Annotated in this window: 27 protein-coding genes; 8 read left to right on the forward strand and 19 right to left on the reverse strand. The window is 59.7% G+C overall.

The features are described 5' to 3' along the window. Window positions 1-59 precede the first annotated feature (59 nt). The gene (gene cyoE / locus CFE47_RS29500) at window positions 60-947 is read left to right on the forward strand and encodes a heme o synthase (protein WP_034100500.1); all 888 of its coding nucleotides are present in this window, start codon (window positions 60-62) and stop codon (window positions 945-947) included. A 68-nt stretch (window positions 948-1,015) separates the two neighbouring features. On the opposite strand, the gene CFE47_RS29505 is transcribed toward cyoE, so the two are convergent. The 4 genes from CFE47_RS29505 to CFE47_RS29520 all read right to left on the reverse strand — a co-directional run bounded on the left by CFE47_RS29505 (window position 1,016) and on the right by CFE47_RS29520 (window position 2,852). Further along, window positions 1,016-1,720, reverse strand: coding sequence for a hypothetical protein (locus CFE47_RS29505; protein WP_286842500.1), 705 nt, complete (start codon window positions 1,718-1,720; stop codon window positions 1,016-1,018). A 67-nt stretch (window positions 1,721-1,787) separates the two neighbouring features. Continuing rightward, on the reverse strand, window positions 1,788-2,291 hold the full coding sequence (locus CFE47_RS29510) for a DUF6622 family protein (RefSeq protein ID WP_286842502.1): 504 nt from the start codon (window positions 2,289-2,291) through the stop codon (window positions 1,788-1,790). Between the two features lie 55 nt (window positions 2,292-2,346). Further along, on the reverse strand, window positions 2,347-2,601 hold the full coding sequence (locus CFE47_RS29515; protein WP_185710344.1) for a Txe/YoeB family addiction module toxin: 255 nt from the start codon (window positions 2,599-2,601) through the stop codon (window positions 2,347-2,349). Next, window positions 2,598-2,852, reverse strand: a complete 255-nt coding sequence (locus tag CFE47_RS29520) for a type II toxin-antitoxin system prevent-host-death family antitoxin (RefSeq protein ID WP_286842505.1) — start codon at window positions 2,850-2,852, stop codon at window positions 2,598-2,600. The genes CFE47_RS29515 and CFE47_RS29520 overlap by 4 nt, the downstream gene beginning before the upstream one ends. Window positions 2,853-3,084: 232 nt before the next feature. Between CFE47_RS29520 and CFE47_RS29525 the strand changes: the two genes are divergently transcribed. After that, window positions 3,085-5,109 carry a c-type cytochrome gene (locus CFE47_RS29525; protein WP_286842508.1) on the forward strand — a complete coding sequence of 675 codons (2,025 nt, stop codon included), beginning with the start codon at window positions 3,085-3,087 and terminating at the stop codon, window positions 5,107-5,109. Here CFE47_RS29525 and CFE47_RS29530 read toward each other — a convergent pair. Together CFE47_RS29530 and CFE47_RS29535 are read right to left on the reverse strand one after the other, a co-directional pair. After that, window positions 5,106-6,356, reverse strand: a complete 1,251-nt coding sequence (locus CFE47_RS29530; RefSeq protein WP_286842511.1) for a 2-aminoadipate transaminase — start codon at window positions 6,354-6,356, stop codon at window positions 5,106-5,108. The genes CFE47_RS29525 and CFE47_RS29530 overlap by 4 nt on opposite strands. An 89-nt stretch (window positions 6,357-6,445) precedes the next feature. Continuing rightward, window positions 6,446-7,339 (reverse strand): LysR substrate-binding domain-containing protein, encoded by an 894-nt coding sequence (locus CFE47_RS29535; RefSeq protein ID WP_286842513.1) that lies wholly within the window; start codon window positions 7,337-7,339, stop codon window positions 6,446-6,448. 144 nt (window positions 7,340-7,483) lie between these two features. On the opposite strand from CFE47_RS29535, the gene CFE47_RS29540 reads away from it, so the two are divergent. Then, the gene (locus tag CFE47_RS29540) at window positions 7,484-8,512 is read left to right on the forward strand and encodes an amino acid ABC transporter substrate-binding protein (protein ID WP_286842515.1); all 1,029 of its coding nucleotides are present in this window, start codon (window positions 7,484-7,486) and stop codon (window positions 8,510-8,512) included. Between the two features lie 8 nt (window positions 8,513-8,520). Here the strand turns inward: CFE47_RS29540 and CFE47_RS29545 are convergent, their stop codons facing one another. The 5 genes from CFE47_RS29545 to CFE47_RS29565 form a co-directional block, all read right to left on the reverse strand. After that, a complete protein-coding gene (locus tag CFE47_RS29545; protein WP_286842517.1) occupies window positions 8,521-9,534 on the reverse strand; it encodes a sensor domain-containing diguanylate cyclase in 1,014 nt (337 codons plus the stop codon). Window positions 9,535-9,676: 142 nt separating this feature from the next. Next, window positions 9,677-11,572 (reverse strand): alkaline phosphatase D family protein, encoded by a 1,896-nt coding sequence (locus CFE47_RS29550; protein WP_286842519.1) that lies wholly within the window; start codon window positions 11,570-11,572, stop codon window positions 9,677-9,679. A gap of 134 nt (window positions 11,573-11,706) precedes the next feature. Further along, window positions 11,707-13,950, reverse strand: a complete 2,244-nt coding sequence (locus CFE47_RS29555) for an ATP-binding protein (protein ID WP_286842521.1) — start codon at window positions 13,948-13,950, stop codon at window positions 11,707-11,709. Continuing rightward, window positions 13,947-14,549: a biliverdin-producing heme oxygenase gene (locus CFE47_RS29560; protein WP_286842523.1), complete on the reverse strand. Its 603-nt coding sequence runs from the start codon at window positions 14,547-14,549 to the stop codon at window positions 13,947-13,949. The genes CFE47_RS29555 and CFE47_RS29560 overlap by 4 nt, the downstream gene beginning before the upstream one ends. Window positions 14,550-14,743: 194 nt before the next feature. Next, window positions 14,744-15,124 carry a response regulator gene (locus CFE47_RS29565; RefSeq protein WP_185710334.1) on the reverse strand — a complete coding sequence of 127 codons (381 nt, stop codon included), beginning with the start codon at window positions 15,122-15,124 and terminating at the stop codon, window positions 14,744-14,746. A gap of 151 nt (window positions 15,125-15,275) precedes the next feature. Between CFE47_RS29565 and CFE47_RS29570 the strand changes: the two genes are divergently transcribed. Next, window positions 15,276-15,797, forward strand: a complete 522-nt coding sequence (locus CFE47_RS29570) for a demethoxyubiquinone hydroxylase family protein (RefSeq protein WP_286842526.1) — start codon at window positions 15,276-15,278, stop codon at window positions 15,795-15,797. Window positions 15,798-15,840: 43 nt separating this feature from the next. Further along, entirely contained in the window at window positions 15,841-16,215 is a 375-nt protein-coding gene (locus CFE47_RS29575) for a c-type cytochrome (RefSeq protein WP_185710333.1), read from the forward strand. Here the strand turns inward: CFE47_RS29575 and CFE47_RS29580 are convergent, their stop codons facing one another. The 5 genes from CFE47_RS29580 to CFE47_RS29600 form a co-directional block, all read right to left on the reverse strand. Further along, on the reverse strand, window positions 16,216-18,237 hold the full coding sequence (locus CFE47_RS29580) for an LTA synthase family protein (RefSeq protein WP_286842529.1): 2,022 nt from the start codon (window positions 18,235-18,237) through the stop codon (window positions 16,216-16,218). A 98-nt stretch (window positions 18,238-18,335) separates the two neighbouring features. Continuing rightward, window positions 18,336-18,917 carry a hypothetical protein gene (locus CFE47_RS29585; protein WP_286842532.1) on the reverse strand — a complete coding sequence of 194 codons (582 nt, stop codon included), beginning with the start codon at window positions 18,915-18,917 and terminating at the stop codon, window positions 18,336-18,338. Beyond that, the gene (locus tag CFE47_RS29590; RefSeq protein ID WP_286842534.1) at window positions 18,917-20,185 is read right to left on the reverse strand and encodes a sialidase family protein; all 1,269 of its coding nucleotides are present in this window, start codon (window positions 20,183-20,185) and stop codon (window positions 18,917-18,919) included. The genes CFE47_RS29585 and CFE47_RS29590 overlap by 1 nt, the downstream gene beginning before the upstream one ends. A 22-nt stretch (window positions 20,186-20,207) precedes the next feature. Then, window positions 20,208-20,753, reverse strand: coding sequence for a cytochrome b/b6 domain-containing protein (locus CFE47_RS29595; RefSeq protein WP_286842536.1), 546 nt, complete (start codon window positions 20,751-20,753; stop codon window positions 20,208-20,210). Next, on the reverse strand, window positions 20,753-21,019 hold the full coding sequence (locus CFE47_RS29600; protein WP_017736857.1) for a PepSY domain-containing protein: 267 nt from the start codon (window positions 21,017-21,019) through the stop codon (window positions 20,753-20,755). The genes CFE47_RS29595 and CFE47_RS29600 overlap by 1 nt, the downstream gene beginning before the upstream one ends. Before the next feature lie 146 nt (window positions 21,020-21,165). Here CFE47_RS29600 and CFE47_RS29605 point away from each other — a divergent pair, with 146 nt between their 5' ends. From CFE47_RS29605 to CFE47_RS29615, 3 genes are all read left to right on the forward strand, one after another. Next, window positions 21,166-21,828 (forward strand): response regulator, encoded by a 663-nt coding sequence (locus CFE47_RS29605; RefSeq protein ID WP_286842540.1) that lies wholly within the window; start codon window positions 21,166-21,168, stop codon window positions 21,826-21,828. Beyond that, a complete protein-coding gene (locus CFE47_RS29610; RefSeq protein ID WP_286842542.1) occupies window positions 21,825-23,168 on the forward strand; it encodes a sensor histidine kinase in 1,344 nt (447 codons plus the stop codon). The genes CFE47_RS29605 and CFE47_RS29610 overlap by 4 nt, the downstream gene beginning before the upstream one ends. A 308-nt stretch (window positions 23,169-23,476) precedes the next feature. Next, window positions 23,477-24,034 carry a hypothetical protein gene (locus tag CFE47_RS29615; protein WP_286842544.1) on the forward strand — a complete coding sequence of 186 codons (558 nt, stop codon included), beginning with the start codon at window positions 23,477-23,479 and terminating at the stop codon, window positions 24,032-24,034. 130 nt (window positions 24,035-24,164) lie between these two features. Here CFE47_RS29615 and CFE47_RS29620 read toward each other — a convergent pair whose 3' ends face one another. The 3 genes from CFE47_RS29620 to CFE47_RS29630 are packed head-to-tail and all read right to left on the reverse strand — an operon-like array spanning window position 24,165 to window position 25,196. Then, the gene (locus CFE47_RS29620) at window positions 24,165-24,800 is read right to left on the reverse strand and encodes a DUF3916 domain-containing protein (RefSeq protein WP_286842545.1); all 636 of its coding nucleotides are present in this window, start codon (window positions 24,798-24,800) and stop codon (window positions 24,165-24,167) included. Between the two features lie 25 nt (window positions 24,801-24,825). After that, window positions 24,826-25,050 (reverse strand): pyocin S6 family toxin immunity protein, encoded by a 225-nt coding sequence (locus CFE47_RS29625; protein WP_286842546.1) that lies wholly within the window; start codon window positions 25,048-25,050, stop codon window positions 24,826-24,828. Next, window positions 25,047-25,196, reverse strand: a complete 150-nt coding sequence (locus CFE47_RS29630) for a hypothetical protein (protein ID WP_185710410.1) — start codon at window positions 25,194-25,196, stop codon at window positions 25,047-25,049. Before CFE47_RS29630 ends, CFE47_RS29625 begins: the two co-directional genes overlap by 4 nt. Window positions 25,197-25,299: the final 103 nt, after the last annotated feature.

A 25,299-nucleotide genomic window follows, 5' to 3' on the forward strand; every position in this document is an offset into this window, starting at 1 on the left:
TCGATATGGATCATGTTCAGCATCCATACGTTCATGATGGCGAAGTGAGGTAAGACCCGATGTCGCTTAAGCACTTTATCCAAATCACCAAACCGGGGATCATTTTCGGTAACGTGCTTTCTGTGGCAGGCGGCTTCTTCCTGGCCTCCAAGGGGCATGTCGATCTGGCCATCTTCCTGGCTGCGATGATCGGCACGTCCCTGGTGGTAGCTTCCGGATGTGTGTTCAACAACTGCATCGACCGTGACATCGATATCAAGATGGAGCGCACCAAGAACCGCGTGCTGGTCCAGGGCCTTATCTCCCTGAAACTGGCACTGGTCTACGCGACCGTCCTCGGTGTTGCCGGTGTGGCGTTGTTGTACAAAGTGGCCAACCCGCTGGCGGCGCTGTTTGCCGTGATCGGATTTGTCATCTACGTCGGTCTCTACAGCCTGTACCTCAAGCGCAAGTCGGTTCACGGCACGCTGGTGGGCAGTCTGTCGGGGGCGATGCCGCCGGTGATTGGTTATGTGGCTGTAACCAATAGCTTCGACATGGCCGCGCTGACGCTACTGGTGATGTTCAGCCTGTGGCAGATGCCGCATTCCTACGCCATTGCGATCTTTCGCTTCAATGACTACCTGGCTGCTTCGATTCCGGTTCTGCCGGTCAAGCGTGGCATCCAGGTGGCCAAGAAACACATCCTGCTGTACATCCTGGCCTTCCTCGTGGCGACCTTGATGTTGACCTTCAGTGGCTACGCCGGCATGAGCTACCTCGCCGTCGCTGCCGCCATGGGCATGTACTGGTTGTACATGGCCTGGACCGGCTACAAGGCGGTGGATGACACCGTCTGGGCGCGCAAGCTGTTCGTGTTCTCGATCTTCACCATCACCGCGCTCAGCGTGATGATGTCCCTGGATTTCCAAGTGCCGAAAGAGCTGTTGCTGACCTACGCTCACTGAGTGTCGCAGCTGTGAAAAAGCCCCGCCTTCGAGAGAAGAGCGGGGCTTTTTTTGGGGCGGGATCCAGGTTACTGCTGAACGATGCTGTACCCCTCGAACGCGCTCTGCTGCTGCAGTGCAGTGATCACACTCTTGCGGCTCAACGGCTGTTCGGTGCCCGAGTTATCCACAAAGCTTTCCACTTCCAGCTCGGCCTCATCGCCTTCACCCACAAAGGCGAAACCGAGGAACTCAAATGCCTCGCGGTCAACGTTCAGCTTGGAACGCGGCGTGCGCAGCGGCAGGGTGACACTGATGCCGTCCTTGCTGATCACAAACACTTCGGCTTCTTTCTTGGGGCGTGCGGCCTTGCTCTTGCCCGAGCTTGGGTTGCTGATAGCCTGGTGGCTTTGGTTCAGCACCTTCAGGGCCAGGCCGTAGACCAGTTCCTGGAACTCAGGGTCGTCCTTGAAGCTGGACAGGATACGGCTGATAGAGAATTTGCTGCTCAGGTCTTCCAGTGCGGCGCTGTCAGCGGCCTCGGCGTCTTTGAGTTGCTTGAGCTGGCCCATCAGGTCGTAGGCTTTGTCGTCGTCAAAGGCGTCGTGGGCCTGGCGAATGGCGACGCGCAGTTCGCGGATCTGGTCGCTTTCCTTGGAGGTGTGGAACGCGTCCAGCACCATCTCGCTGATGATCTTGGCCGCTGGCAGATGCTGTGAAAGATTGATGGCGTTTTCGTATTCAGCTTTGGAGTGCAAGGCGACTACGGATTCTTCGTGGTGGGAATCGGACATTGAAATTTCACTTCAGTAAACGGGGACAAAAAAGCGTCGGGCATTTTCAGGGGGGAGGGGGATCAGGTCAAGGCAGCACAATGCCCTTATCGCGACGCAAGGCATTCAGCGCGCGCTGCAGCCGGACTGCGCGACCGCAAAACAGACCTACGGTAAACCCCGAGACCGCGCCGATGGCCATCAACATCGATGGCGTGCTTAACAGCAAAGGATGCACGGCTTGCTGAAAGCCGAAGTAATACTTCACCGCGAAGAACAGCTGTGAGATCAGCAGGGTCTTCCAAGTGCCCGGCAGCACCAGGGTTTCGCCATTGGCGTCGAGCTGGGCTCCCTTGGCGTTGAACAGCAAGATCCCCACCACGCTGCCGGCCAGTGCGCCGCCGACCCAGGCGCTGCTCGACAGCAGGGAAGGCACCAGCGACATCAGTGACCACACCATCAGCACCACCGGCAGGATCATCAACGAGCGGCGGTTCTCGCGCCCCCCCAGGCAGGCCTTGATACCGTAGTAGCAAATCCACAGATAGACGGCGTAGACCCACAGGGGCGTGCCTTGGAGGATGTCGAGCATTGAACGCTTCCTTGCAGAAATACAGGGCTATTTTCAGGTAAGGCGCATTAGGTGGTCAGTAGTGATAGCGGCACATAAGTATCTGAACCTCATCGTCTTCTATTCCATAGACCAAACGATGCTCTGAAGTGATCCTCCGGGACCAAAAACCACTGAGGTTGTGTTTGAGGGGCTCGGGTTTTCCAACACCGTCGAACGGGTCTCGTTGGATTGCCTTGATCAGGAGGTTGATGCGTTTGAGCCCTGCCTTATCGTTCTGTTGAAACCAGAGATAGTCGTCCCAGCCTTCAGGGGTAAAGAGTATTTTCATTCTTCAATCAACCGCCTTGGTTTGGCTTTACCGCCTCGCAGGCTGTTGATTGAGTTGATCAGGCGCTCTGCGTTTTTAGGCGAGCGCAGCAAATAGGCCGTCTCTTCCAGCGCATTGAACTCGGATAACGAGATCATCACCACCGGCTCACCTTTCTGTCGGGTCAGCAGGATAGGGATGTGGTCTTCGTTAACTCGGTCCATCGTTTCGGACAGATGAGCACGAGCATTTGTGTAGTTGATGGTTTCCATGGTGGGGCTCCTGATTCGATAGAGGGAACGTACAGAAATACGTACATATCTTCAAGAAGCATCTTATCAACGGTTGTGGTTACGACGCTGTACTTCGATTTGCCCCTGACCCACATCAAAACCACTCGCCGAAAAATCCGTTACAACACCCAGGCCTGATGAACCCATAAAAACAACCACCGACCTGCGCCGAGGGGACCACCCCACGCTAGGTGATTAAAGGATTAATGCGATGGTGCTTTCTCTTGCACGCTTGGCCTTGCTGGGGGCGACGCAGTGTCTGGCGCTACCCCTGCACGCCAATTCCCCCGACACCTCACTGATTGAACACGGCAAGTACGTCGCGCAGTTGGGCGACTGCATTGCCTGTCACACCGCCAAGCAAGGAGAGGTGATGGCCGGCGGGCTGGAACTGAGCACGCCGATGGGCACGATCTTTTCGAGCAACATCACACCGGACCGTGGCACCGGCATCGGCAACTACAGCTTTGAACAATTCGACCGGGTCATGCGCGAAGGGGTGACGCCGAGTGGTATGAACCTGTACCCGGCGATGCCGTATCCGTCCTACGCCAAGATGAGCGAAGCGGATATGCGCGCGTTGTATGCCTACCTGATGCAAGGGGTAGAGCCGGTGCAAAAGGCTAACCTCGACGCCGACATGGGCTTCCCCTTCAACCAGCGTTGGGGCCTGGCGTTGTGGAACTTTGCCTTCCTCGATAAGCAACCCTTCAAACCAGACCCGGCCCGTGACGAACAACTTAACCGTGGCGCCTACTTGGTCCAGGGCCTCGGCCATTGCGGTTCCTGCCATACACCACGGGGCCTCGCCTTCCAGGAAAAAGCCATGAGTGATGAAGGCCGCAGTGGCCAGCATTACCTGGCCGGGGAAACCGTTGAGCACTGGCGTGCCCTGAGCCTGCGCAACCTGTGGACGGTGGAAGACACTGTGCAACTGCTCAAGACCGGGCAAAACCGCTTTGCCACGGTGGCCGGCAACATGGCCGATGTGATTCACCACAGCACTCAGCATTTCAGTGACTACGACCTCACGGCCATCGCCAGTTACCTCAAGTCCCTGCCGCCGGGTAAAGACGATTTGCCGATGCCCTCCGTGGCCCATGCACCCGCCGCGCCGCCTGCCGATTTGTTCACCAGCCGTGGCGGCCTGGGTTACATGCAGTTTTGCAGCGACTGTCACCGCAGTGACGGCGCTGGCGTAAAGGGTCTGTTTCCGCCGCTGGCCGGAAACCCAGGCATTGTTTCCAGCAACCCGACGTCGCTGCTGCACATCACCCTTACCGGCTGGGAAACCGCACAAACGGCCGCTCACCCACGGGTCTACACCATGCCCGGTTTCGCCCGGCTGCAAGATCAGGAAATCGCTGAAATCCTCAGCTTCGTGCGCACACGCTGGGGCAATGAAGGCACGCTCATCAGCGCAGCCCAGGTAAAAAAGCTGCGCGACCAGCTCAACCCGTCCACCACCGATTCATCAGCCTTTGAAACCCCGCGCCTGGCGGATCTGCTCGCCGCACCGAATGCCGAGCAAGTGGTTCGCGGTATGCGCCTTCACTTGCAGACCAAGGCACTGCTGCCCGACAACGTCGGCAACGCGCTTAACTGCACCAGTTGCCATCTCAACGCTGGCACCGTGGCGGACGGCTCGCCGTTCGTGGGCGTCTCGGCGTTCTTCCCCAGCTATGCGCCGCGTGCGGGCAAGGTGGTGACATTGGAGGAACGCATCAACGGCTGCTTCCGTCGCTCGATGAATGGAACGCCGCTGCCACCGCAGTCAGCGGACATGCAGGCAATGGTCGCGTACTTCGACTGGATGAAAAACAACACCCGCCCCGAAGACAAGGTCGCCGGACGTGGCGTGGGCAAGGTCGACCCGGCGATCAAGCCGGACCTGGCCAATGGCAAGCAGGTCTACGCCAAACAATGCGCGGTGTGCCATGGCGACAATGGCCAGGGCCTTGCGCGGGCAGACGGCGAGCTGATCTACCCGCCGCTGTGGGGCGAGCAGTCGTTCAATATCGGTGCCGGCATGGCCCGCACGTATACGGCGGCGGCGTTCGTCAAACGCAATATGCCGATTGGCTTTCACGAGAAATTCCCGTTGGGCCAGGGCGGTTTGTCCGACCAGGAAGCGGTGGACGTGGCGGCGTATTTCTCGGGCCAACCGCGCCCGGACTTCCCCGACAAGGTCAAGGACTGGCCGAACGGCGGTAAACCCGTGGATGCGCGTTACTAGCTCAGCTGTTTGAGGCAGGTTTCGAGAATATCGAGGCCTTCCTCCAGCACCGCCGGCTCGATGGTCAGCGGTGCCAGCAGGCGGATGATATGGCGCGACTTGCCGCTGGGCATCAGCAGCAAGCCTGCGTCCCTTGCCAGGCTTAGCAGTTGGGTCAGTTGCTTGGCTGCCGGTGTGCCGTCGGCATTCGCCAACTCGATGCCGCGCATGGCTCCGACACCCGTAAGACGGCCGAGGTAGGGGGAAAGCCCTTGGGTGCGCCAGGCTTGATACCGGCTGACGATGGCTTCCTCCTGCTGCGAACCCCAGGATTTCAAATGCTCATCGGTCATCGCGTCCAGGGTGGCCAATGCCGCCGCGCAGGCGATGGGATTGCCGGAGTACGTGCCGCCCAGGCCGCCTTTGGGCAGGTTGTCGAGCAGTGCCTTACGCCCGACCACCGCACCCAGCGGCACGCCACCGGCGATGCTTTTGCCCAACAGGATCAAGTCCGGCTCAATGCCCAGGCGTGAGAAGGCAAAGCGTTGGCCGGTACGGCCGAAGCCTGATTGAATTTCGTCGGCAATCAACAGGATGTTTTTTTCGTCGCACAAACGCCGTAGTGCCTTTGCGAACTCGATATCCAGGGCCAGGAAACCACCTTCGCCCTGCACCGGTTCGATGATGAAACAGGCCACGTCCTCAACGTCGATTTCCACGCTGAACAGGCGGTCCATGGCTTTCAACGCTTCGGCACAGGTCACGCCGTTATCGGCGCTGGGGTAGGGCAGGTGATACACCGGCCCCGGCAGTACACCAACCTTTTGCTTGTAGGGCGCAACCTTGCCGTTGAGGTTCAGGGTGGCCAGGGTACGGCCGTGGAACGCGCCGTCGAAGGCGATCACGGCGGTGCGGCCCGTGGCGCCGCGCACGATTTTCAAGGCGTTTTCCGCCGCTTCCGCGCCGCTGTTGGTGAGCATGCCACTGACCGGGTAGGTCACCGGGATGAACGCGCTCAGGCGCTCCATCAGTTCGATGTACGGCGCGTGGGGGGCGGCGTTGAAGGCGTAGTGGGTGAGCTTGGTGGCTTGATCGCGAATCGCCTCGACTACACCTTGGTGGCAATGCCCAAGGTTGAGCACGCCGATGCCGCCGACAAAATCGATGTAGCGTTTGCCCGTGGTGTCCCAGACCTCGGCGTTTTTACCGTGGCTGAGGCTGATGGGGTGAACGATGGAAATCGATTGGCTGATGGTTTCGTGGCTCATGAATCCTGGACTCGGCAGTGACGGGCGTCTTTTTATCTAAGCCGTGTGCCGGGCCCTGTCGCAAACGAAATAAAGTCGCCGGGTCATTATTAAAAGTCGGGATGTGCGCCCAGATAGTCAGTCATCCAGTTCAGGAAGGCCTTCACTTTGGGGATCTCGCCGGCATGCTCGGCATGGGCGATAAAGTGCGCGCCGTCGCTGGGCATCGTGTAATCCCACGGAATCATCAGACTGCCGTTGGCCAGTTCTTCAGCTACCAAATACTGCGGGACCAACGCCACGCCATAACTCGATTGCGCCGCGCGGATACACATGTAGAACGTGTCGAAACGCGGCCCGTGGTAGCTGTTCTGCGAGTGCAGGCCCTGTTCCAGGAACCATTCGTGCCAGGCCTCAGGGCGCGAGGTGCATTGCAGCAACGTGTGGCGGGAGGAGGCATCGCTGCCCTCGGCGACAAAGCCTGGTGCACATACCGGCACCACGGCCTCGCGAAACAGCTCGATGCACGTCGCCCCCGGCCATGAGCCCTGGCCAAAGAAAAACGCGATGTCGGCCTTGGCCTGCAGCACATCGAACGGTTCCAGTTCGTTGCGCACATCCAGGTGGATGTTCGGGTGCAGGGCCGCAAAATCCTTGAGCTTGGGCACTAGCCAGCGATCACCGAAGGTCGGCTGGGTGGCGATGCGCAGCACTTCGGTCTCGCCACCGTAAGTGAGGATGTAGCGGCTGGAGATGTCCACTTGGGTGAGGATCTTGTGCACCTCCGTGAGGTACAGCGAGCCCGCCGGCGACAGGTACAAGCGCTGGCGCACCCGTTCGAACAGGTTGTGGCACAGCATCTCTTCCAACTGCGCCACCTGTTTGCTCACCGCGCTTTGGGTCAGGTGCAGCTCTTCGGCGGCGCGGGTGAAACTCAAGTGGCGGGCGGCGGCTTCGAAGCATTGCAGGGCGGTCATCGAAGGGGTCAAGCGTTTTGAAATCATGCAGTTCATTCCAAATCGGAAGGAGCCATTGCCTAAAGGTCGTTTGTGGCAGTGCGGTAAAGCCGTGGATACTGCCGGGCAGCACTATAAACCGGCGCGGGCTGTGCAGCGCCGAATAATAAGGAATGACAGGGAGCGCCTTGCATGAACCGATTGAAAACCACCTTGGCCGCACTCAGCGCCACCGCCGTCTTGGGCTTGGCCGGCACCGCGCACGCGGGCGCGACGCTGGATGCGATTCAGAAAAAGGGTTTTATCCAGTGTGGCGTCAGTGATGGGTTGCCAGGCTTTGGTGTACCGGACAGCAAAGGCAAGATGACCGGCATCGATGTGGATGTGTGCCATGCGGTGGCCGCCGCCGTGTTCGGCGACGCGTCGAAAGTGAAGTTCAGCCAGTTGACTGCCAAGGAGCGTTTCACTGCGTTGCAGTCGGGTGAGGTTGACGTGATCTCACGCAACACCACCTGGACCAGTTCCCGTGACTCGGGCATGGGCCTGGTGTTCACCGGCGTGACCTATTACGACGGCATTGGCTTCCTGGTGAACAACAAGCTGGGGGTGACCGGCGCCAAGCAACTGGACGGTGCGACCGTGTGCATCCAGGCCGGCACCACCACTGAACTCAACGTTTCCGATTACTTTCGTACCAACGGCATGAAGTACACGCCGATTACCTTCGACACTGCCGACGAAAGCGCCAAAGGCTTGGAGTCCGGGCGCTGCGATGTGCTGACCACCGACCAGTCGGGACTGTACGCACAGCGCATCAAAATGGCCCACCCGGACGAGTTCGTGGTGTTGCCGGAAGTGATCTCCAAGGAACCCTTGGGACCGCTGGTGCGCAAAGGCGATGACGAGTGGTTCAGCATCGTCAAATGGACCCTGTTCGCCATGCTTAATGCCGAGGAAATGGGCATCACCTCGCAGAACGTCGAAGAGCAGGCCAAGACCACCACCAACCCTGACGTTGCGCGACTGCTGGGCGCCGACGGCGAGTACGGCAAGGACCTGAAACTGCGCAAGGACTGGGTGGTGCAGATCGTCAAGCAGGTGGGCAACTATGGCGAAGTGTTCGAGCGCAATATCGGCCAAGGCAGCGTTTTGAAGATCAAGCGCGGGCTCAATGCGCTGTGGAACAACGGCGGTATCCAGTACGCGCCACCGGTCCGGTAGCCCCGCACTTATTCTGAAACCCCATCCTTCCCCGCCGCCTTGGCGCGATACAACGCTTGATCGGCGCGCGCCATCAAGGCAGCGGGGGATTCACCCAATTGGCGCTCGGCCACACCCAGGCTCAGGGTCACGTTCAAAGCCCCTCCCAGTGGCATGTCCTTGAGTTTCTGGCGCACGCTCTCGGCCACGGCCTTCGCCGTTTCCAGTGAGCTTTCCGGCAGGATCACCATGAACTCATCCCCGCCCCAGCGAGCCAGAAGATCGCCTTCGCGCACGCAGTTTTCCAGGCACTCCACCACCCGCACCAGGGTCTGGTCGCCCACGCTGTGACCGTGAAGGTCGTTGATCGGCTTGAAGTCATCGATATCCACCGCGATCAGTGCCAGCGGCAGGCGGAAACGCTGGGCGCGGTCGGATTCTTCCAGCAACACCTTTTCCAGGCGATAACGGTTGGCGACCAGGGTCAGGGCGTCTCGTTCTGCCAGGGAGCGGTTTTCATCCAACTGCAATTGCAGTTGTTGGTTGACCCGTGACAACTCGCGCGTGCGCTCGGTGACCAGGGCCTCCAGGGATTGATTACGCCGCTCTAGTTGCTCAATGGAGTTTTTGCGCAGGTCGATATCGCGGTGCGCACCGACCATTCGCGCTACCGAGCCGTCGGCATTGCGCGAAATCACATAACCACGGTCTTCGATCCACAGGTAACTGCCATCTTGTTTGCGGCATCGGTATTCGATTTGGTAGTGGGGCGCGCGACGGGTGATGTAGTCATCAAACACCGTCATCACTTGGGGGTAGTCGTCTGGGTGGATCACGTTCTCCCAGGTAAACACGTTGTTTTCCAGGGAGTGGCGCGGATAGCCCAGCATCTCGTACCACCCCGGGCTGCGGTAGACGAACCCCGTGTTGGCGTTCCAATCCCAGATCCCGTCGCTGACCAACTCCAGAATGGTGTGCAACATGTCCGTGTTGAGGTGGGAAAAATCATCCATCAACGGGCTATTGCCGGAAATATCGTCCATTTGCCTGCTCCTTGCCGGTGGCAGGCGCTTTAGGCCTGCTCATATTTGACGCCGATACTCCGTGGCTGGCGCTACTGTACAACGTGGCTTGGGTGCTTTGAATAGGACGGTAGTGCTGCTTTAGGTGGGTGGCAATGAGCTATTATTTCGGTGCTACCATTTTCGTCCGCGCCTTCCCATCTGCGTTGTGTTGGTAAATCGCCACCGGTTGACCCTGCTCGTTGAAAAACACCTGACCAATCCCCGCCGAGTTCCATAACCGCTCACCAGCCTCGGCGTGTTCAGGAATATGCGGCACCACCTGCATGGTGCGGCGGCGGGTGAACCAGTTGAGGGGCGAGCGAGGGGAATAGAGCCAGCGGTTGAGGCGGTCGAACCACTCCAGCAGGCGCGGGGGGAATTGGTTCTTGATGCCGCTGCTGGTGATCTGCCAGATCCGGGGGCCGGCGTTGCGATGGCGGATCAGCACTTCGTAGACGAACGAATAATGCACGTCACCGGAGAGAATCACGTAGTTACCCGGCGTGCGTGAATGGCGGAAGATATTCAGGATCACCTGGGCGGCACCGCGATGGGCCATCCAGTTTTCGGCATCCACCAGCAACGGGTGGCCACACCAACTGAACACCTTCTGCACCGTCTCGATCAGCTTGACGCCAAAGACCGGCGCGGGCGAGACGATGATGGCGCAAGGATGGTCAAGCAGATCCTGTTGCAGTTCGCTCAAGGCTTCCCAGTCCAGCAGGCCCGAGGGTTGCGCGAGGGTGAATTCGCTGCGCCAGCGCCGGGTACGCGTGTCGAGTACCACCAGGGCCGGGGTGATTGGCAATATGTAATGCCATTGCTGGAATTTCAGCAGCGCGTCGACCAGTTCATCCTGTGCGGCTGCGTCCAGGTGATTGGTCTTGACCTGACTGGCAATCGCTTGGGTGTGGCTCACCAGATCACCAAATACCGCCGGCTGGTTACCCCAACCTTGGCATAGCAGATAAGCGAGCAAGGCGTTGCCGATGATGCGCTTGGAGAACGGATGGCCGTAGGCGGTCTCTTCCCATTGGGCGCTGAGGTTCCAATCGTCGGTGATGTCGTGATCGTCGAAGATCATCAAGGTAGACAGGTGGGCAAACACTCGGGCGACGCCTGGCAGGCCGTCGCGGAACCGGTCGATCTGCACCTGTTCTCGGGCATATCGTGCCTGTTCTTCGACGCTCAGTTGCGGCGGGTGCGGGGTGATTAGCGTCCAAGGCGTGGGCGACCAGACCAGCAAGTACATTGCCAGTACCTCGGCGAACGTCACCAGATGGTTGTCGGCCGTACTGCTGGTGAAAATCGGCTTTTTCACCCCACCAAAGAAGCGCTCGCGCAGGGTTTCGTTGCTGTCCAGCGCCGGCAACAGGTCGGCGCGATGATAGTAGCTGGCCCGATGGCCGTAGAGACTGGCGCTGTCGTCTACCACGGCACCTTGCAGGTATTCGTCGAACAAGCCCAGGCGTGCAATCAATGCGTGGATCGCCCGCAGCATCGGCCCGGCGACATCATCTGCGTACACCTGGTCACCGCTCATCATCAGCAAGGCCGGGCGTTCGGCTGGGGTGTGGGCGTCGGCCAACAGCCGGTCGACACAGAGCAGGCCTTCGTCGGCACTGTGATGAGGTTTTCGGCAAGAGCCATGCACCAGTTGATGGATACGGCTGTGAAGGATGAAGTTCGGGGTGCGCGCGTTGGCGTACAACAGATGGGGCGCCCACTCGGCAATGCCGGCGTTGTCGATCAGCAGGTCATAGCAGATGACCACGTCCTGAGGCAGGGCGTCTTCCAGTGGCACGTCGATCAAATGGATAAACGCTTGGCGGCCAACTGGCACGATTTGGCACTGGTGCTGGTCCAGCCGGATGTCCCGCATCTGTTCAGCGACACTCAGTCTTAACGTCAGCGTCAGTTCGCGGCTGCCTACCAGCCAGAGCACCATGCGCTGGGGTTCCAAGCGGCGCAGTAACGGGCCGGCGAGTACGGTGGGCAGAGTGTCGGGATGCGGCATGCAGGCTAGGTTCCAAGCGGTATCGGACCGGCAAGGTTAGCGCAGCGAATGTGAGTGTTTTGTTAAGAACCACGACATTGGAATGACAGGGGGCCGCACAAGTATTGCCCCCTGTGTCTGCAGCTAGCGCCCGATCAGGTGTGCGAGTCCCCAATCACCTTGGGCACCGTAAAGCGGAACTCACTGCCACGGCCCACCTCACTTTCGGCAACGATCTTGCCGCCATGCGCCTGGATGATGCCTTGGGTGATGTACAGCCCCAGCCCACTGCCGGTTGGGTTGTTTTCCGTCTGTGTCCAATAGCGATCAAACACATGTGGCAATTGCTCCGGCGTAATACCCTCGCCGGAATCGCGTACCGAGAACACAATCTCCTCGCCATTGCTCATGGCGCTGATGCCGATATTGCCTTGGCGCGGCGTGAACTTGATGGCGTTGCCGATCAGGTTCGACAGCACTTGGAACAGGCGCTCCGGGTCGGCATTGATCTGCAGGCCAGGCTCGGTGTTGAAGGACAAATCGATGCCTTTCTCCATCGCCAGCGGTGCGAGCAGGGAGTAAGCCTCTTCGAACATCTGGCTCACGTCCAAGGAAACGGGTTTGACCACATAACGCCCGGCCTCGATTTTTGAGGTGTCGAGCAGGTCTTCCAGCAGTACGTTCATACGGCCAGCGGCCTGCTGCATGGTGTCGATCGCCGAGGAAATCCGCCGCGAGGTGTGTGGGCCATCGGAGCTGAAGGCTTTTTGCATCATGCCGCACAGCATGGAAATCACGGTCATCGGGTTACGCAAGTCGTGGGACACCACCGCCACCAGTTCATCACGCGCACGTACCGCTTGCTGCTCACGCAGCACCTGGCGGGCCAGGTCGTTTTCCAGCGCTGAACGGCGCAGGTCATTGGCGGCGAAGCGGTCACCATGACTCCACTTGGTGGAGATGCCGGCCATTTCCACCTTCCAGATTTCAAACGAGGTACGTGGGCGAAGGCGCAGGCCGGCGTCGGAGGTTTCCAGGTCTAGCGGCTTCTTCGGGTCGCCGCTCCAGTTGATGTTTTCTTTCACTTCCGGGCGAAACCACAGCACGCCGTTATCCACTGGCTTGGGTAAGCTCATGGCCAACACGCCACTGGCCACCTGCTGGAAGTCGACGGCCGGTGGGTACACCGAGGCCAGGTTGTGACTGGAAAACACCGGCTCGCCGTTTTCCTGCAGCCACTTGTGCAAGGCACGGATTTGCGCCGGCTCCGGGCAGTTGCCGTAGCGGTGCAGTTGTTTGTCTTCGATGATTGCCACGCCGCCGGACAGGGTCAGGTCCATCAGCAATTGACCTTGCTGGGCCAGGCCGTCGAACACGTTTTGCTCGGAGGCTTGCATGGCCTCGGCCAGCAGTGCCAGGGCTTCGACTTTTTCTTCGCGCTGGCGATTCAGCTCCAAGGCTTCCATGGCGCTGATCTGCAGCGACAGCACCTGGCCGATGGTTTGGCAGGCGGTGCGCAGGTCATTGGGTACCAACAACGGTTCGCGGTTACCGCAGCTGATCAGGCCCCAGAGTTTGTCGCCCTTCATCAGCGAAATGCTCATGGACGACAACACACCCATGTTCTGCATGTACTGGCAGTGAATCGGCGACACGCTGCGCAGGGTGGCAAAGCTCAAATCCAGCGGTTGACCGGTGTCGGGGCGCAGTTTGGGCAGCAGTGGCACTGGCTCGTAGGCCGCATTCGGGATGATGCGTAGCCAGTTGGTGCGATACAGCTCGCGGGCCTGCTCGGGGATGTCGGACGCCGGGAAGAACAACCCGTTGAACAGTTCCATGGACGGCGCCGACGCTTCGGCGATCACCTGGCCGTGGCCTTCGTCTTCGAAGCGGTAGATCAGCACGCGGTCGTAGCCGGTCATGGCCTGGATTTCATTCACGCTGATTTCGTACAGCGCTTGCAGGGTTTTCGCCGACTGCAAGCGTTGCAGCATCTTGCCCAGGTCACTGGTGCGACCGTTCAGCGCGCGTGGTCGGAAGTCTTTGAGCAGCGGTTCGAATTCCAGCACCAGCACGTTTTGATGGCGATGCAGCAAGCCTTCGAATTGTGCACCGTTGAAGGTGACGTGCAGCGGCGGTGCATCGATGAATGTGTTGCTCTGCGCCATCTCCAACACGGCTTTGGCGGGCTCGGTGCCCACCAGTGTGTGCAGCGGTTGGCCTAGCAATGCTTCGGCCGCGTGGCCGAACAAGGTGCCGACGTTGGCGCTGGCCTGGATGATCGTAAGGTCGGGCTCCGACAAGGTCAGCAGCACGCCGTGGGGCTGAATCGCTCCCGGAAAACGGATGGGCTCGTCGGCGCAGTTGGCAAGCAGCTCTTCAAAATCTTCGGGTTTCATAGCAGTACCTCCTGGCTGTCGAGCCATTGCTCAAAGCAGCTGAATGTCGAACGGGCTGCATCCACCGCGCGCTGTTTGGCGGGGGTGTCCAGCGGCAGGCGGCCCAGGTAGTCGAGAAAGTCTTTCCAGCGCCGACCGGTCTCGGCGCCGTATACATCAAGGAATGCTCCACCGTTATCGGCATTCACACCCAGGCGTTGGGCCATTTCCCGGCGCAAAACCTGGCCACCCAGCGTCGCACCTTCCAGCACATACAAGGCACCGAGGCAGGCGTCGGGTGTATCGAAAGTTGGCAGTTCGGTGCACCGCGGCAGGGCGTGGACAGTGCGCTCATCCACACCCAAGGCGTTGAGGTCGTGCAGAAGGGTTGGCGTTTTCACACGCAGTACCGGGTCGAAGCCTTCAGGAATCAAACCACTGTCGTACAACGCCACTTCCATTGGCGCATAAAACCCGTAATACGCTTGGAGCAAACGCCGGTACCACTCGGTATCCAGGCGCTCGGAGAAAAACGGCAGGCGCTTTTCCAACGCTACGTGCAGCAGGGCAGTGCCTGTGCGCAGCGTTTCCAGCAAAGAGGGCGTGGCCTGTGAATGCATTCAATAAGCTCGAACTGTGGGCCTCTCGGCCATGAATGACGCGTGAAATGGGCGACGATTCTACACACCTCAAAGCATTCACCTGAACGCACAAGGCGAACAGGCTGACCGGCGGATCAGAAAAGTCGCTCCTTGCCTCATTAGTGACCGCAGAGCTTGGGACGAAGTTCGGTTTAAGTGATATCGCAGCGCTATCAATGCATGCGTGATCCTTGCTGCGTCAGCGCGGTTTGCACGCACTCGATCAGATGTTCGCTGCTCCAGGGTTTGGGCAGGAACCGCACAGAACTCCCCAGTTGCGCCGCCAACTTTGCGTTACCGGACGTCAGCACCACCGGCACCGTTGGCCAACGATGCGCCACCACTCGGCTCAAGTCGTAGCCATTGAGCAACCCCGGCATCTGAATATCGCTGACAATCAGGTCCACCGGGTCATCGCCCCGTTCCAGGTAAATCATCCCTTCATCTGCCGATGGGAACGAAGTCACCACAGCCCCAAAGTCTTCCAGTACATCCACCATCAACGAGCGAATGATCTCGTCGTCTTCCAACACTAAAATCGATGGCTGAGCCATGATCCTTACTCCACCATCAGGGTTCATTAACGTGGAGTAGAACACGTCTAAATAGGTTCGATTGGATGTATTCAAGGCGATGGGTGGTCATAAGAATGCCGTTGCAGGATACTCCGCCCACCTCAAGGAACTACGCACAAGGCAGTCAATCGTGAATGACCCGGATCTGGGCAACCGCATGATCAAAGTCGACCATGCCGGAGAGCATGGCGCGATCTGTATCTACAGCGGCCAGTTGTTCATGGCCCGGTTCTTTGCCCCGAGCATGGTGGCTGAACTGCAGGAGTTTCTGTCGCACGAACGTCGCCATCGCGCTGTGTTCCAGGCCGAGTTGCAAAGGCGCGCTTACCGCCGCTGCCGCAGCTACTGGTTGTGTGGCCTCGGCGGTTGGGTGCTGGGTTTGATGACTGGCGTGTGCGGACGCAAGGCCATCGTTGCCACCACGGTCGCGGTTGAAAGCGTGGTGCTCAAACACCTGGCTCATCAACTGCACGCACTGCGCGATATCGACCCGCAGGCTGTGGCCGCCATCGCTTCGATCGTCGAAGAAGAACAACATCATCACGACCATTCGGCTGCGCAGATTGATGCACGCGACCCGTGGTTTCGCGCGCTCACACCGGTGGTCACCGCCTGGACCGAAACCGTGATCTGGATGGGCATGCGTTCCTGACAAACAGGCATAATCGCCCGCTACACCTGCTGTGGAGCCTCCCATGAAGTCTGCCTTGTTGACCCTCGCCCTGATCCTCACCACCAGCCCTGCCTTCGCGGCCGGCGATGCCGAGGCGGGTGGCAAGCTCTTCACCAAGACCTGCGGCGGTTGCCACAGCATCGGCGAAGGCGCACGTGGCGGCTTCGGACCCGAACTCAACGGCATCATCGGCCGACCTGCCGGTACCACCACCGACTATCAGTATTCCGACGCGATGAAAAACTCCGGCGTGGTCTGGACCCGCGACAAACTCGCCGCCTATATCGAAGCGCCGAAAAAAGTCGTGAGCGGTACGCGCATGATCTTCTGGGGCATCAGCGACCAGGACAAGATCGCCGACATCCTGGCCTACCTCGAAACCTTCCAGCCGGAATAATCACTCGCGCACGTTCTGGAACAACATCAGCCGCGCGCTCTCGTGCAGCCCTCGGGTCAGCCCCTGCAGACGCTGAAATTCTTCGGGGTGTTGCTCTGCCACGTCTTCTCGCGGGGTTTGCGACGCCAGGTCATGCAGGGTTGGCGAACTTCCGTCGTGCTGCATCTGCAGCAGGAAGTGCTGGGTCACGCCGCCGATGATCGGGAAGGTACCTTCGCGTAATACCAGCGGCACCACACGTTCGCCCTCCGGTGCTGGCTGCTGGATATCGCGGCCCATTGCAGCGTTGCGAAACGGCATGCCTGCCATGCCCGCCACGGTGGGTAGCAAGTCGACCAGGCCCACGGCTTCGTCGATGACCCGAGGCTTGAGGCCGGGGGCGTGGATCAGCAGCGGCACGTTGTTACTTTCCAAGCCCAGCTGTTCGAAGGCGGGCGCCATGTGCGGGATTTGGCTGATGCGCGTGTTGTGGTCGCCGAAGAACACAAAAATGCTGTTGTCGTACCAGCCGCCGGCCTTGGCGATTTCCATCAGGCGGCCGATGTTGTAGTCCAGCAGGCGCACCGCGTTGTATTGCTCGACGCTGCGCGAACCGGCGGCCTGGACTTGCTCCAGGGTCACGTCTGCTACCTGGAAACCATCGTTCTGCTTGGGGATGGTGAAGGGGCGATGATTGCCGGAGGTCTGCAGGTAGGCGAAGAACGGTTGGTCTTTGGGGACGGCGCGTAACAACGCGTCACCCTCCTTGAACAGATCCAGGTCGGAAATACCCCACACGTCTACCCGTGGCGAACGCCAGTGGCTTTCTTCATACAACTGCACACCGTCGATGCTCTGGCGGATCAGCGCATTGATATTCGCCCAGCCGGCGTTGCCGCCGATCATGTAGAACTTCTGATAGCCCTGGAACGTGTTGATCAGCGTGTGTTGCCGCGTGATCAACGGGTTGCGCGTAGCGGTCTCCTGGCGAGTGACATCCGGCACGCCGCTGATACTTGCCCACACGGTCTTGGCAGTGCCGGTGACAGGCACATAGAAGTGCTTGAAGAACCAGCTTTGGGTGGCCAGTTTGTCCAGGTTCGGTGTGGGGTTCAGCGGGTTGCCGTAGGCGCCGACGGCACTGGTGCCGAGGGATTCAAGCATCACGAAAATCACATTGGGCGGGCGCTCTCCCGCCAGTCGATAGGGCTGCACGTCTTGCTTGCGGGTGAAATTCAGTTGCTGCGCATCGGGGTTGTCTACCCCGAGGTAGTGGGCGATTTGCGGGTAATGCTCGCGCACCTTGTGCTCATCAAATTGCGATTGGCCGACCTTGAGCGTGTCGTACAAAAACAGCACCGGGTTAAGGCCCACGGCGGCTACCTGGCTGTTGCCGGAAAAGAACGCATCGCTCCAGCGCAGGGGCACCGGGTTTTCCAGGTTGAGGTTGGCGACGCGGCCGAGCAGGGCCAGCAGCACGGCGACAACGCCGACCAGCGAGACTGACGCAAGCGTCCATTTACCGATGACGGGTTTGGGCTGATCCAGGGTCAACCGTTCCAGGCACACCAGCGCCCACACCCACAGCGCCACGGCGGCCAGCCAGCAGGCGGTTATCCACAACACAGGGTAGGTTTCCCACACCATCTGTTGAGAAATCTGCGCGTCTTGCAGGTAACGCAGCACCGTCGCGTTGATGCGCACGCCAAGGTAGGCGTAGTGGCCGAAGTCGATGATGTACACCAGGCCGACCACGGCCAACGCCACGACCAGATACCCGCGCGCCAGCCAACGCAAGGCTGGCAAGGTGACGAGGTTCCAGCGCGGCAGCCAGGCCAGCACGGCCAGGGGTAGCAAGAGCAACACCGCCAGGCGCAGGTCGAAACGCAAGCCGATGCCGAGGGTTTCCAGTAGGTGCGGGGTGTTTAACGGCAGGCCCGAAAAGCTGACGACGAACACCAGCCGCAGTGCAGCCAGCAACATAAACACCAAGCCGATTGCGCCCACGCCGTAGCGCAGGCGGCGTGATTGCAACGCAGTCATTTTTTTCCTCATTCTTTAAAACGACGCAGAACCCATGTGGGAGCGGGCTTGCCCGCGATAGCGGCGTATCAGTCACCGTTGTTTTAACTGAACCAACGCTATCGCGGGCAAGTCCGCTCCCACAGTTTGAATTGCATTAATCCAGCGATGACGCAGTAGATCGCCAACAGCGGATCGACCAGATAATCCCAATAGTTCTCTGACGCCTTGAGCCGCAACGCAAACGCCAACGTGCCCGCCACCAGCATCCACACCGCCAGCGTATTACGCAGTGCCAACATCAGCAGCGCCGCCAAGGCCACCAGCACAATCATTGGCCGAGGGTTGAACCCCCAGCGGTATGGATCGAAATACGTCAGGCCCAACGTCGCCGGGTACAGCACCAGGCACAGCACGCCAAACAGCCCCAACATCTGCACGCGGTGAGGGCTCCCCAGCGGCTGCACCACCCCCAATCGACTCAGTGCCACCCACCCCAACAGCACCAACGTGCTGATCGCCAGGTCATCGGTAAAACTGCGCACATACGCCGCCAACGGCAGCTCATTGACCGGGATGAAACTCACCGCCACCAGTATCGGCAGCAACCACGGCCGCCAAGGTGCGGTAAAACGCAGCGCACACAGGGCCACAAAACCCAGCAACACAAAACTCAAATGGGCCTGCCAGAGGGAAACCATCACAGACGCTCCGCCAGCCAGGCTTCGTTGAAGCTGACATGTTTGATAAAGGTGTTATTCCACGAATAAACCAGGTGGTAGGTGCCGTCCGGGCTGCGACTGAAATACGGGTACTCGTATTCAAAGTCGCAACCAACGGGTTTGCACACGCGGTAATCCAGGCTGCTCAGGAAGCGTTCTTCCAAAGGCAGGCGCCTGGCGCCGCTGGATGCGCGGAAACCTTCGCCGATAATCGCCTTGTAAGCCTCGGGGGAGAACGGTTGGCCCAGTGGGTCCGGCGATTGGTCCAGTTCCACCACGGTGCGCCACTGGCTGAGCTGGGCGTCGGTGCCATAAAGGCTGAGCTTGAAGCGGCCGTCTTGCAGGTCGTTGAGTGCCACCAGCAAACCGTCGTCTTGCGTGGCCACTGCGGCCAGCGATGAGTTGGGGTTGGCCGGCTCCAGCGGGTAAGGCTCGCTCCAGGTCTGCCCGGCATCCGTGGTGCGGCTGGCCAGCACGCGGTGATGGGTGTCGCCTGCGTAACGCAACATCGCCACGGCGCGCTGGCCGTCCAGTGGCACGATGGTCGGTTGCAGGGAATGCTTGCCACGGCTGATGCGGAATTTATCGATCACCGCGCCATCGGCGCTCAAGTACAGGTACTCGGCAAACTTGCCCATGAACTCGTGATACACCGGCAAACCGATGGAACCGTCGGCATGGAACACCGGCGCGGCGCGCACCAGGGTGCTGATATTGAAGAAGGGCGAGGTCACCAATTGCCTTGGCGCCGACCAGTTGGTGCCCAGGTCATCGGAGACCATCACGTTGATCGCACTGGCGGCCCAGCCACCCACCGACACCGACACGTAAAACATCCACAGGCGTTTATCCGGCGCCAACGCGATCACCGGGTTGCCGAGTTTGCGGATATAACGCTGGGTGCCGTCGCGGGTGCTTTCGCGCGTGGCCAACACCTGCTCGGCGCCCCATTCGCCGCTGTGGGCGTCAAAGCGCGCGGTGCGCACCTGCACATCGGCGGCGCCTTCGCGGGAGCCGGCGAACCACACCGCCATCAAGTCGCCACCGGGCAGGGCGGTGACAGAGGACGAGTGCACAAAGTCGGTGAGCTGCGTCGACACAAACCGGCTGGTGTACTGCGGGGCCGCCGCGACTTTTTCGGTGTTCGGATTCACCTGGGCGAACGGCGCCAGCACATGGGGCGGGTGGCTTTGCCAGGCGGCGAAAAACACCGCCAGCACACTGAAAATCAATAAGGCGGAGCGCATAGAGGACCTGTGGATAAAAGGATTACTGCGCACGCTCGTCCGGCAGGCGCTTCCTGCGACCGGTGAGCATGGATAACGGTAGGTTGTCCCGCACCTGGATACTTTCAAACACCGCCGCCAGCACATGGATACACACCAGGCCCAGCAGCACATTGGCGGCCGTCTCGTGGACTTGCAGCGGCCAGTCAGCGCCCCACAGGGCATCGACTTCTTCCATCAGAAAGCCGCTGACGCCAACCGTGAGCAAGGCCAGCAACATCAACAGCATCACCAGCGCGCCAATCGGCGAATGCCCCAGGCGATGCTGTGGCTGACCGTTGAGTAGTGAGCGCATGTGGGCATTCAGGCGCTTGGGTGTAGGCCAAAAGTCTGCCCAGCGTGCGCTGCGCGGTCCGACAAACCCCCATACCAAACGCACCAGCAGCCAGGCAATGGCGTAGTAGCCCAGCCAGACATGCCAGTCGTCGCCCGCTTCGTTAAAGAAGTAATTGGCGACGAAGACCCCGGCGATCGACAGATGAAACAACCGTACCAATGGGTCCCACAAGCGCAGGGAGTCGCCTGGCATCAGCCCTTGATCTCAGTCTTCACGGCTTTGCCGGTGACCGGGTCGTGGTAGATCTCGACCTTGCGCTTGTCTTTGTCGAAGCCGTAGATCTCGTAGCAGTTACCGTCGGTGACCTTGAACTTGCTGATGGTGTAGCCTTCGGCCTTGAGCTTGTCCTGGAAGGCTTTTTCGTCTTGCCATTGCGAGCGCTCGGCGGTGGTGCACTGCGGCCCGGCGAGGGCCAGGGGGCTGGCGAGGACGAGGGACAACAGGAGAATTTTGCGCATGGAAAAGCTCTCAGCAGAGTTGGGAGATTTCACAGTGCTAAACCAACCTTAGTGCAACCTTAGTTGGCAACGACCCGTAACATGTTTGCCGAGGGCGTCCGCGCAAAACCCGGCATGATTTCGCCGTTTCCTACAGAGCACCAACAATGCGCCTACTCCTTGTCGAAGATGATCGTGCCCTCGGCCAGGGGATTCGCGTGGCTTTGGGAGCCGAGGGCTACACCCTTGATTGGTTGCAGGATGGCGTCGCGGCCCTGCATGCGCTGCGTACCGAATCGTTTGATTTACTCCTGCTCGACCTCGGCCTGCCACGGCTCGATGGCCTCGACCTATTGCAGCAACTGCGCGCCGAGCAACACGACCTGCCGGTGCTGATTCTCACCGCCCGCGACGGCACCGCCGAACGCATCGCCGGCCTGGACGCCGGTGCCGACGACTACCTGGTCAAACCCTTCGATGTCGAAGAACTCAAGGCCCGCGTCCGTGCCTTGTTGCGCCGTAGCCAGGGGCGTGCGCAACCGCTGCTGGAACACGCCGGCATCAGCCTTGACCCGGCAACCCAGCAAGTGCGCTACCTGGACGCGGAGATCATCGTGACGCCGATGGAGTACCAACTGCTGCACCAACTGATGGTGCGCCCCGGCAAAGTCGTCACCCGCGAGCGCCTGTCCCGCGCGTTGTACGGCTGGCAGGACCGAGTCGAAAGCAACACCCTGGAAGTGCTGATCCATAACCTACGCAAAAAGTTATCCACAGAGCTGATCCGCACCGTGCGCGGTGTCGGCTACGTGCTGGTACTTACCCCATGAACTCGGTCCGCGCACGCATCCTCATCCCGGTGTTGGTGCTGATTCTGCTGGGCAATGCCCTGATCAGTTGGTTGGTGCTGCGCGACAGCCACCACGAAATCGAAGAGGTCTACGATGCCCAACTCGCCCAAAGTGCGCGCCTGCTGCAGGGCGTATTGCGCCAACGCGACCCTGGCGAGGCCGACTGGGACCGCCTCTATCAAGCCTTCGACCAGGCCATGAGCCGCGTGGGCGAGGAGGGCGTCGCCCACCCTTATGAAACCCGCCTGACCTTTCAGGTGTGGCGCACTGACGGCCAACTGCTCGTGCGCTCCGCCGAAGCGCCGGTGCTGGCGGCACCGCCTGCGACCCTCGGCTCCCATGACCTGATGGACAACGGCAATGACTGGTGCGCCTTTCTTCTGGCCGACCCGCAACAGGGATTGCTGATTTGGGTGGGCGAGCGCGATGACATCCGCCAGGACGTGATCCAGCGCATCATGGGCCACACCCTCTGGCCCACGCTGATTGGCGTGCCATTGCTCACGGTATTGATCTGGTTGTTCATCGGCTGGGGTCTGAAACCGTTGCGTGCGATGGCCTCGTCGATTCGCGGACGTAACAGCGACACCTTGGAGCCCCTGCATTTGGCACCCCTGCCCAGCGACCTGGAACCCATGCAAACCGCGCTGAACCGGCTGCTGGTGCAGGTCGATAATTTGCTTGAGCGCGAACGCCGCTTCATCGCCGACGCCGCCCACGAACTGCGCACGCCGTTGGCGATCCTGCGTATCCACGCGCAAAACGCCCAAAGCGCCGAAACCCCGGAGCAACGCCGCGAAGCCCTGGACTTTTTGGTAAATGGCGTCGATCGCGCCACCCGTATCGGCAGTCAACTGCTGACCATGGCCCGTATCGAACCGCAACTGAACAACCCGGTGCGCAGTCGTGTGCAACTGACAGAGTTGGTGCGCGAAGAACTGGCTGAGCTGGCGCCACTGGCCATGGAAAAAGGCGTGGAACTGGTGCTGGAAGGGGAGGAGGAGGTTTGGGTGGAAACCGAGCCCGTCGCACTGGCGATTGCGTTGCAAAACCTGGTAACCAACGCGCTCAACTTCTCGCCTGCTGGCAGCGAAGTGAAAGTGGTGATTGGTGCCACCAGCCTACGCGTGGAAGACCAGGGGCCGGGGATTGATGAAGCGGAACTGGGGCGACTGTTTGAACGGTTCTACAGCCGGGGTAACGCCAACGGCGCCGGGTTGGGGTTGGCGATTGTGGAGATGATCGTCGGTAAAATTGGTTGCCGCCTGGCACTGCACAACTCGGCACAAGGCGGTTTGTGCGCACGGTTGGATTTCTGACCCGCCGCCCATGCCCTGTGGGAGCGGGCTTGCTCGCGAAGGCGGCGTGTCAGTCGATACAAGCGCTGGCTGATCCACCGCTTTCGCAGGCAAGCCAGCTCCCACACTTTGAACTGCGCCAGGCTCGGAAAATAGCCACCCCGCCAATCCCCTGTGGGAGCTGTCGAGCCTTAGCGAGGCTGCGAAGGGATCACCTCGGTGCACCTGGAAAACCGCAGCACCTGTATCTCAACCGCGCCAATGCGGAACATTCTGTTTATTTCCAGGTCCAGTCATCACCCCATTCACACCGATAAGGACATCCCCCTGTGAAGCGAATTGCTCTGCTTTCCCTCATCACGCTGGCCCTCTGCGCCTGCCAATCCAACCAACGCAACTCATCGCCAACCCTGCTCAAAGACGGCATCCAGCTGCGCCAAAAAACCGTAGCCGTCGACGCCGACCACGCCAAAGTCATCATGAAAGCCAACGGCGGCACCAACCCCGTCGAATTCTCCATCCGCCGCGAAGGCGACCCCGACCAGCGCATGGAAACCCTCGGCACCGTGATGGACACCGGCGAAGGCAAAGTTTTCAACTGGATCGCCAAGCTCAACCAAACGGTCGCGAGTGCGGGGTTCAAACGTTTCCCGCAACTGGAAACCCTGGCTGATCCTGGCAAGAAACTCACCGTTTCCAGCACGGCAGGCAGCCAGGGCAACGGGGTTTACTACAACTGCGGGCCAGTGATGAGCACGTTTAGCCCGGAGAAGGCCAAGGTGTATTTGGTGGAGTTTCAGTTCAAAGGTGAGCGGTGTGAGCAGCATGTGTTTGATGTGACGGACCCGGCGCAGCGGGTGCCGGTGGACGGGGTGAAGGCGAGCTGATTAACCATCGTGGCGAACTGCGTAGCGCGTGATGTAGACCGACCTAATGTGGGAGGGGGCGTGAACCCGATAGCGGTGGTTCAGCCCCCATGCATATGCCTGGCACACCGCTATCGAGAAATTCCGTCAGTCACGGCACGTTCTCAAGCGTAGCGGCAAACGAATCCGGGTTTTGCGCCCGGAATGTTTGGAAGGTCTGGTACTTCCAACGCTCACCACCGGTATCTTCATCGGTCGCACTGACTTCGCCGTAGTACCAATGCTCCGATTCAAAGGTATCCCCGTCTTCGTCCTCCTGCACAAAGTGAAAGCCGACCTCATGAAGCCCTGAGGGAACCGTCAGGCCCCACTCACTGGCGAGGCTTCGGCCCGTAATGCGGGTTTGACGGAATTGCTCGTAGTCAAAGGGTTGGGTACTGCCCAGAAAGCGGCGTTTATCCGTATAGACACAGACCTCGCTGGAGAACATATCGGGAATCATGATATTGGCGACGACCCAGCATTCGGGAGCGTCGACGGGCCTGGCCTCAAGTAAGTAGCCAGCTGCCCTGATTAATTGCTGAGCACAGTGAGCCAGAATTTCCGGTGTGGTTTGTTTGCCTTCGACGAGAGATTCGATCACGGGGATTTTTTCGTTTTCGAACCCTCGCTCCAGCGGCAGTTCTGAGTAGAAGCTGCCTTCGAAGCTGTCGGCCCAGCGGGTGAGGGCTTTGAGGCGCCTGGGGATGTTGCGGAGTTTTTTGTTGGTTAGTGAGAGTCTGCGCATGGGTTATTAATGCTCTTTAGCCAATTTATTCGTGTGAGGTGAGAAATAAATTAAGGTGAGGGGGCATTTTTTGACCCGTCGCGTCTTCTATTTCGCTTACTTGTTCTTCCGTTAATAGATAGTCAAATACGCAATCCTGGAGTTTCTCCCAACCCATGATTTCCATCAGCTCTTGAGTGGACAGCGGTAACGCCTCTTCAAAGGATGCAAAGTCTTCGTCAGGTACAACGCCCATAATTGAATGGTTCATGGTTCTACGGTTTTTCCAGGCTCAGCTGGCTTACGTTGTTTGCCCGTCAAATGATCGAACTCACCGAAATGCCGCACCGGTTGCGGCGTCAGGATTCGCTGTTTGAGTTGTTCTTCTTCGGTGAGGGGGTAGGCGCGTTCTGACATGGCGGGCTCACTTCCTTGTGTGGGGGGAGTGAGCCTATGTGCGTGGGGGCAGTGGCCGGAATCGGACTTTTTCGATGGTTTCCGTGGGAAAAATCAGCTGGTT

The organism is Pseudomonas sp. PGPPP1, from assembly GCF_002255865.1.
In the GTDB taxonomy this organism is placed as follows: domain Bacteria; phylum Pseudomonadota; class Gammaproteobacteria; order Pseudomonadales; family Pseudomonadaceae; genus Aquipseudomonas; species Aquipseudomonas cremoris.

Bases quoted from the DNA above. Each gene is read 5' to 3' on its own strand.
- CFE47_RS29625 (WP_286842546.1), bottom strand. From the start codon at position 25,050: ATGAACCATTCAATTATGGGCGTTGTACCTGACGAAGACTTTGCATCC.
- CFE47_RS29505 (WP_286842500.1), bottom strand. From the start codon at position 1,720: ATGTCCGATTCCCACCACGAAGAATCCGTAGTCGCCTTGCACTCCAAA.
- CFE47_RS29525 (WP_286842508.1), top strand. From the start codon at position 3,085: ATGGTGCTTTCTCTTGCACGCTTGGCCTTGCTGGGGGCGACGCAGTGT.
- CFE47_RS29600 (WP_017736857.1), bottom strand. From the start codon at position 21,019: ATGCGCAAAATTCTCCTGTTGTCCCTCGTCCTCGCCAGCCCCCTGGCC.
- CFE47_RS29535 (WP_286842513.1), bottom strand. From the start codon at position 7,339: ATGATTTCAAAACGCTTGACCCCTTCGATGACCGCCCTGCAATGCTTC.
- CFE47_RS29585 (WP_286842532.1), bottom strand. From the start codon at position 18,917: ATGGTTTCCCTCTGGCAGGCCCATTTGAGTTTTGTGTTGCTGGGTTTT.
- CFE47_RS29560 (WP_286842523.1), bottom strand. From the start codon at position 14,549: ATGCATTCACAGGCCACGCCCTCTTTGCTGGAAACGCTGCGCACAGGC.
- CFE47_RS29530 (WP_286842511.1), bottom strand. From the start codon at position 6,356: ATGAGCCACGAAACCATCAGCCAATCGATTTCCATCGTTCACCCCATC.
- CFE47_RS29545 (WP_286842517.1), bottom strand. From the start codon at position 9,534: ATGGACGATATTTCCGGCAATAGCCCGTTGATGGATGATTTTTCCCAC.
- CFE47_RS29590 (WP_286842534.1), bottom strand. From the start codon at position 20,185: ATGCGCTCCGCCTTATTGATTTTCAGTGTGCTGGCGGTGTTTTTCGCC.
- CFE47_RS29575 (WP_185710333.1), top strand. From the start codon at position 15,841: ATGAAGTCTGCCTTGTTGACCCTCGCCCTGATCCTCACCACCAGCCCT.
- CFE47_RS29555 (WP_286842521.1), bottom strand. From the start codon at position 13,950: ATGAAACCCGAAGATTTTGAAGAGCTGCTTGCCAACTGCGCCGACGAG.
- CFE47_RS29620 (WP_286842545.1), bottom strand. From the start codon at position 24,800: ATGCGCAGACTCTCACTAACCAACAAAAAACTCCGCAACATCCCCAGG.
- CFE47_RS29520 (WP_286842505.1), bottom strand. From the start codon at position 2,852: ATGGAAACCATCAACTACACAAATGCTCGTGCTCATCTGTCCGAAACG.
- CFE47_RS29550 (WP_286842519.1), bottom strand. From the start codon at position 11,572: ATGCCGCATCCCGACACTCTGCCCACCGTACTCGCCGGCCCGTTACTG.
- CFE47_RS29515 (WP_185710344.1), bottom strand. From the start codon at position 2,601: ATGAAAATACTCTTTACCCCTGAAGGCTGGGACGACTATCTCTGGTTT.
- cyoE (WP_034100500.1), top strand. From the start codon at position 60: ATGTCGCTTAAGCACTTTATCCAAATCACCAAACCGGGGATCATTTTC.
- CFE47_RS29605 (WP_286842540.1), top strand. From the start codon at position 21,166: ATGCGCCTACTCCTTGTCGAAGATGATCGTGCCCTCGGCCAGGGGATT.
- CFE47_RS29510 (WP_286842502.1), bottom strand. From the start codon at position 2,291: ATGCTCGACATCCTCCAAGGCACGCCCCTGTGGGTCTACGCCGTCTAT.
- CFE47_RS29540 (WP_286842515.1), top strand. From the start codon at position 7,484: ATGAACCGATTGAAAACCACCTTGGCCGCACTCAGCGCCACCGCCGTC.
- CFE47_RS29610 (WP_286842542.1), top strand. From the start codon at position 21,825: ATGAACTCGGTCCGCGCACGCATCCTCATCCCGGTGTTGGTGCTGATT.
- CFE47_RS29565 (WP_185710334.1), bottom strand. From the start codon at position 15,124: ATGGCTCAGCCATCGATTTTAGTGTTGGAAGACGACGAGATCATTCGC.
- CFE47_RS29630 (WP_185710410.1), bottom strand. From the start codon at position 25,196: ATGTCAGAACGCGCCTACCCCCTCACCGAAGAAGAACAACTCAAACAG.
- CFE47_RS29595 (WP_286842536.1), bottom strand. From the start codon at position 20,753: ATGCCAGGCGACTCCCTGCGCTTGTGGGACCCATTGGTACGGTTGTTT.
- CFE47_RS29580 (WP_286842529.1), bottom strand. From the start codon at position 18,237: ATGACTGCGTTGCAATCACGCCGCCTGCGCTACGGCGTGGGCGCAATC.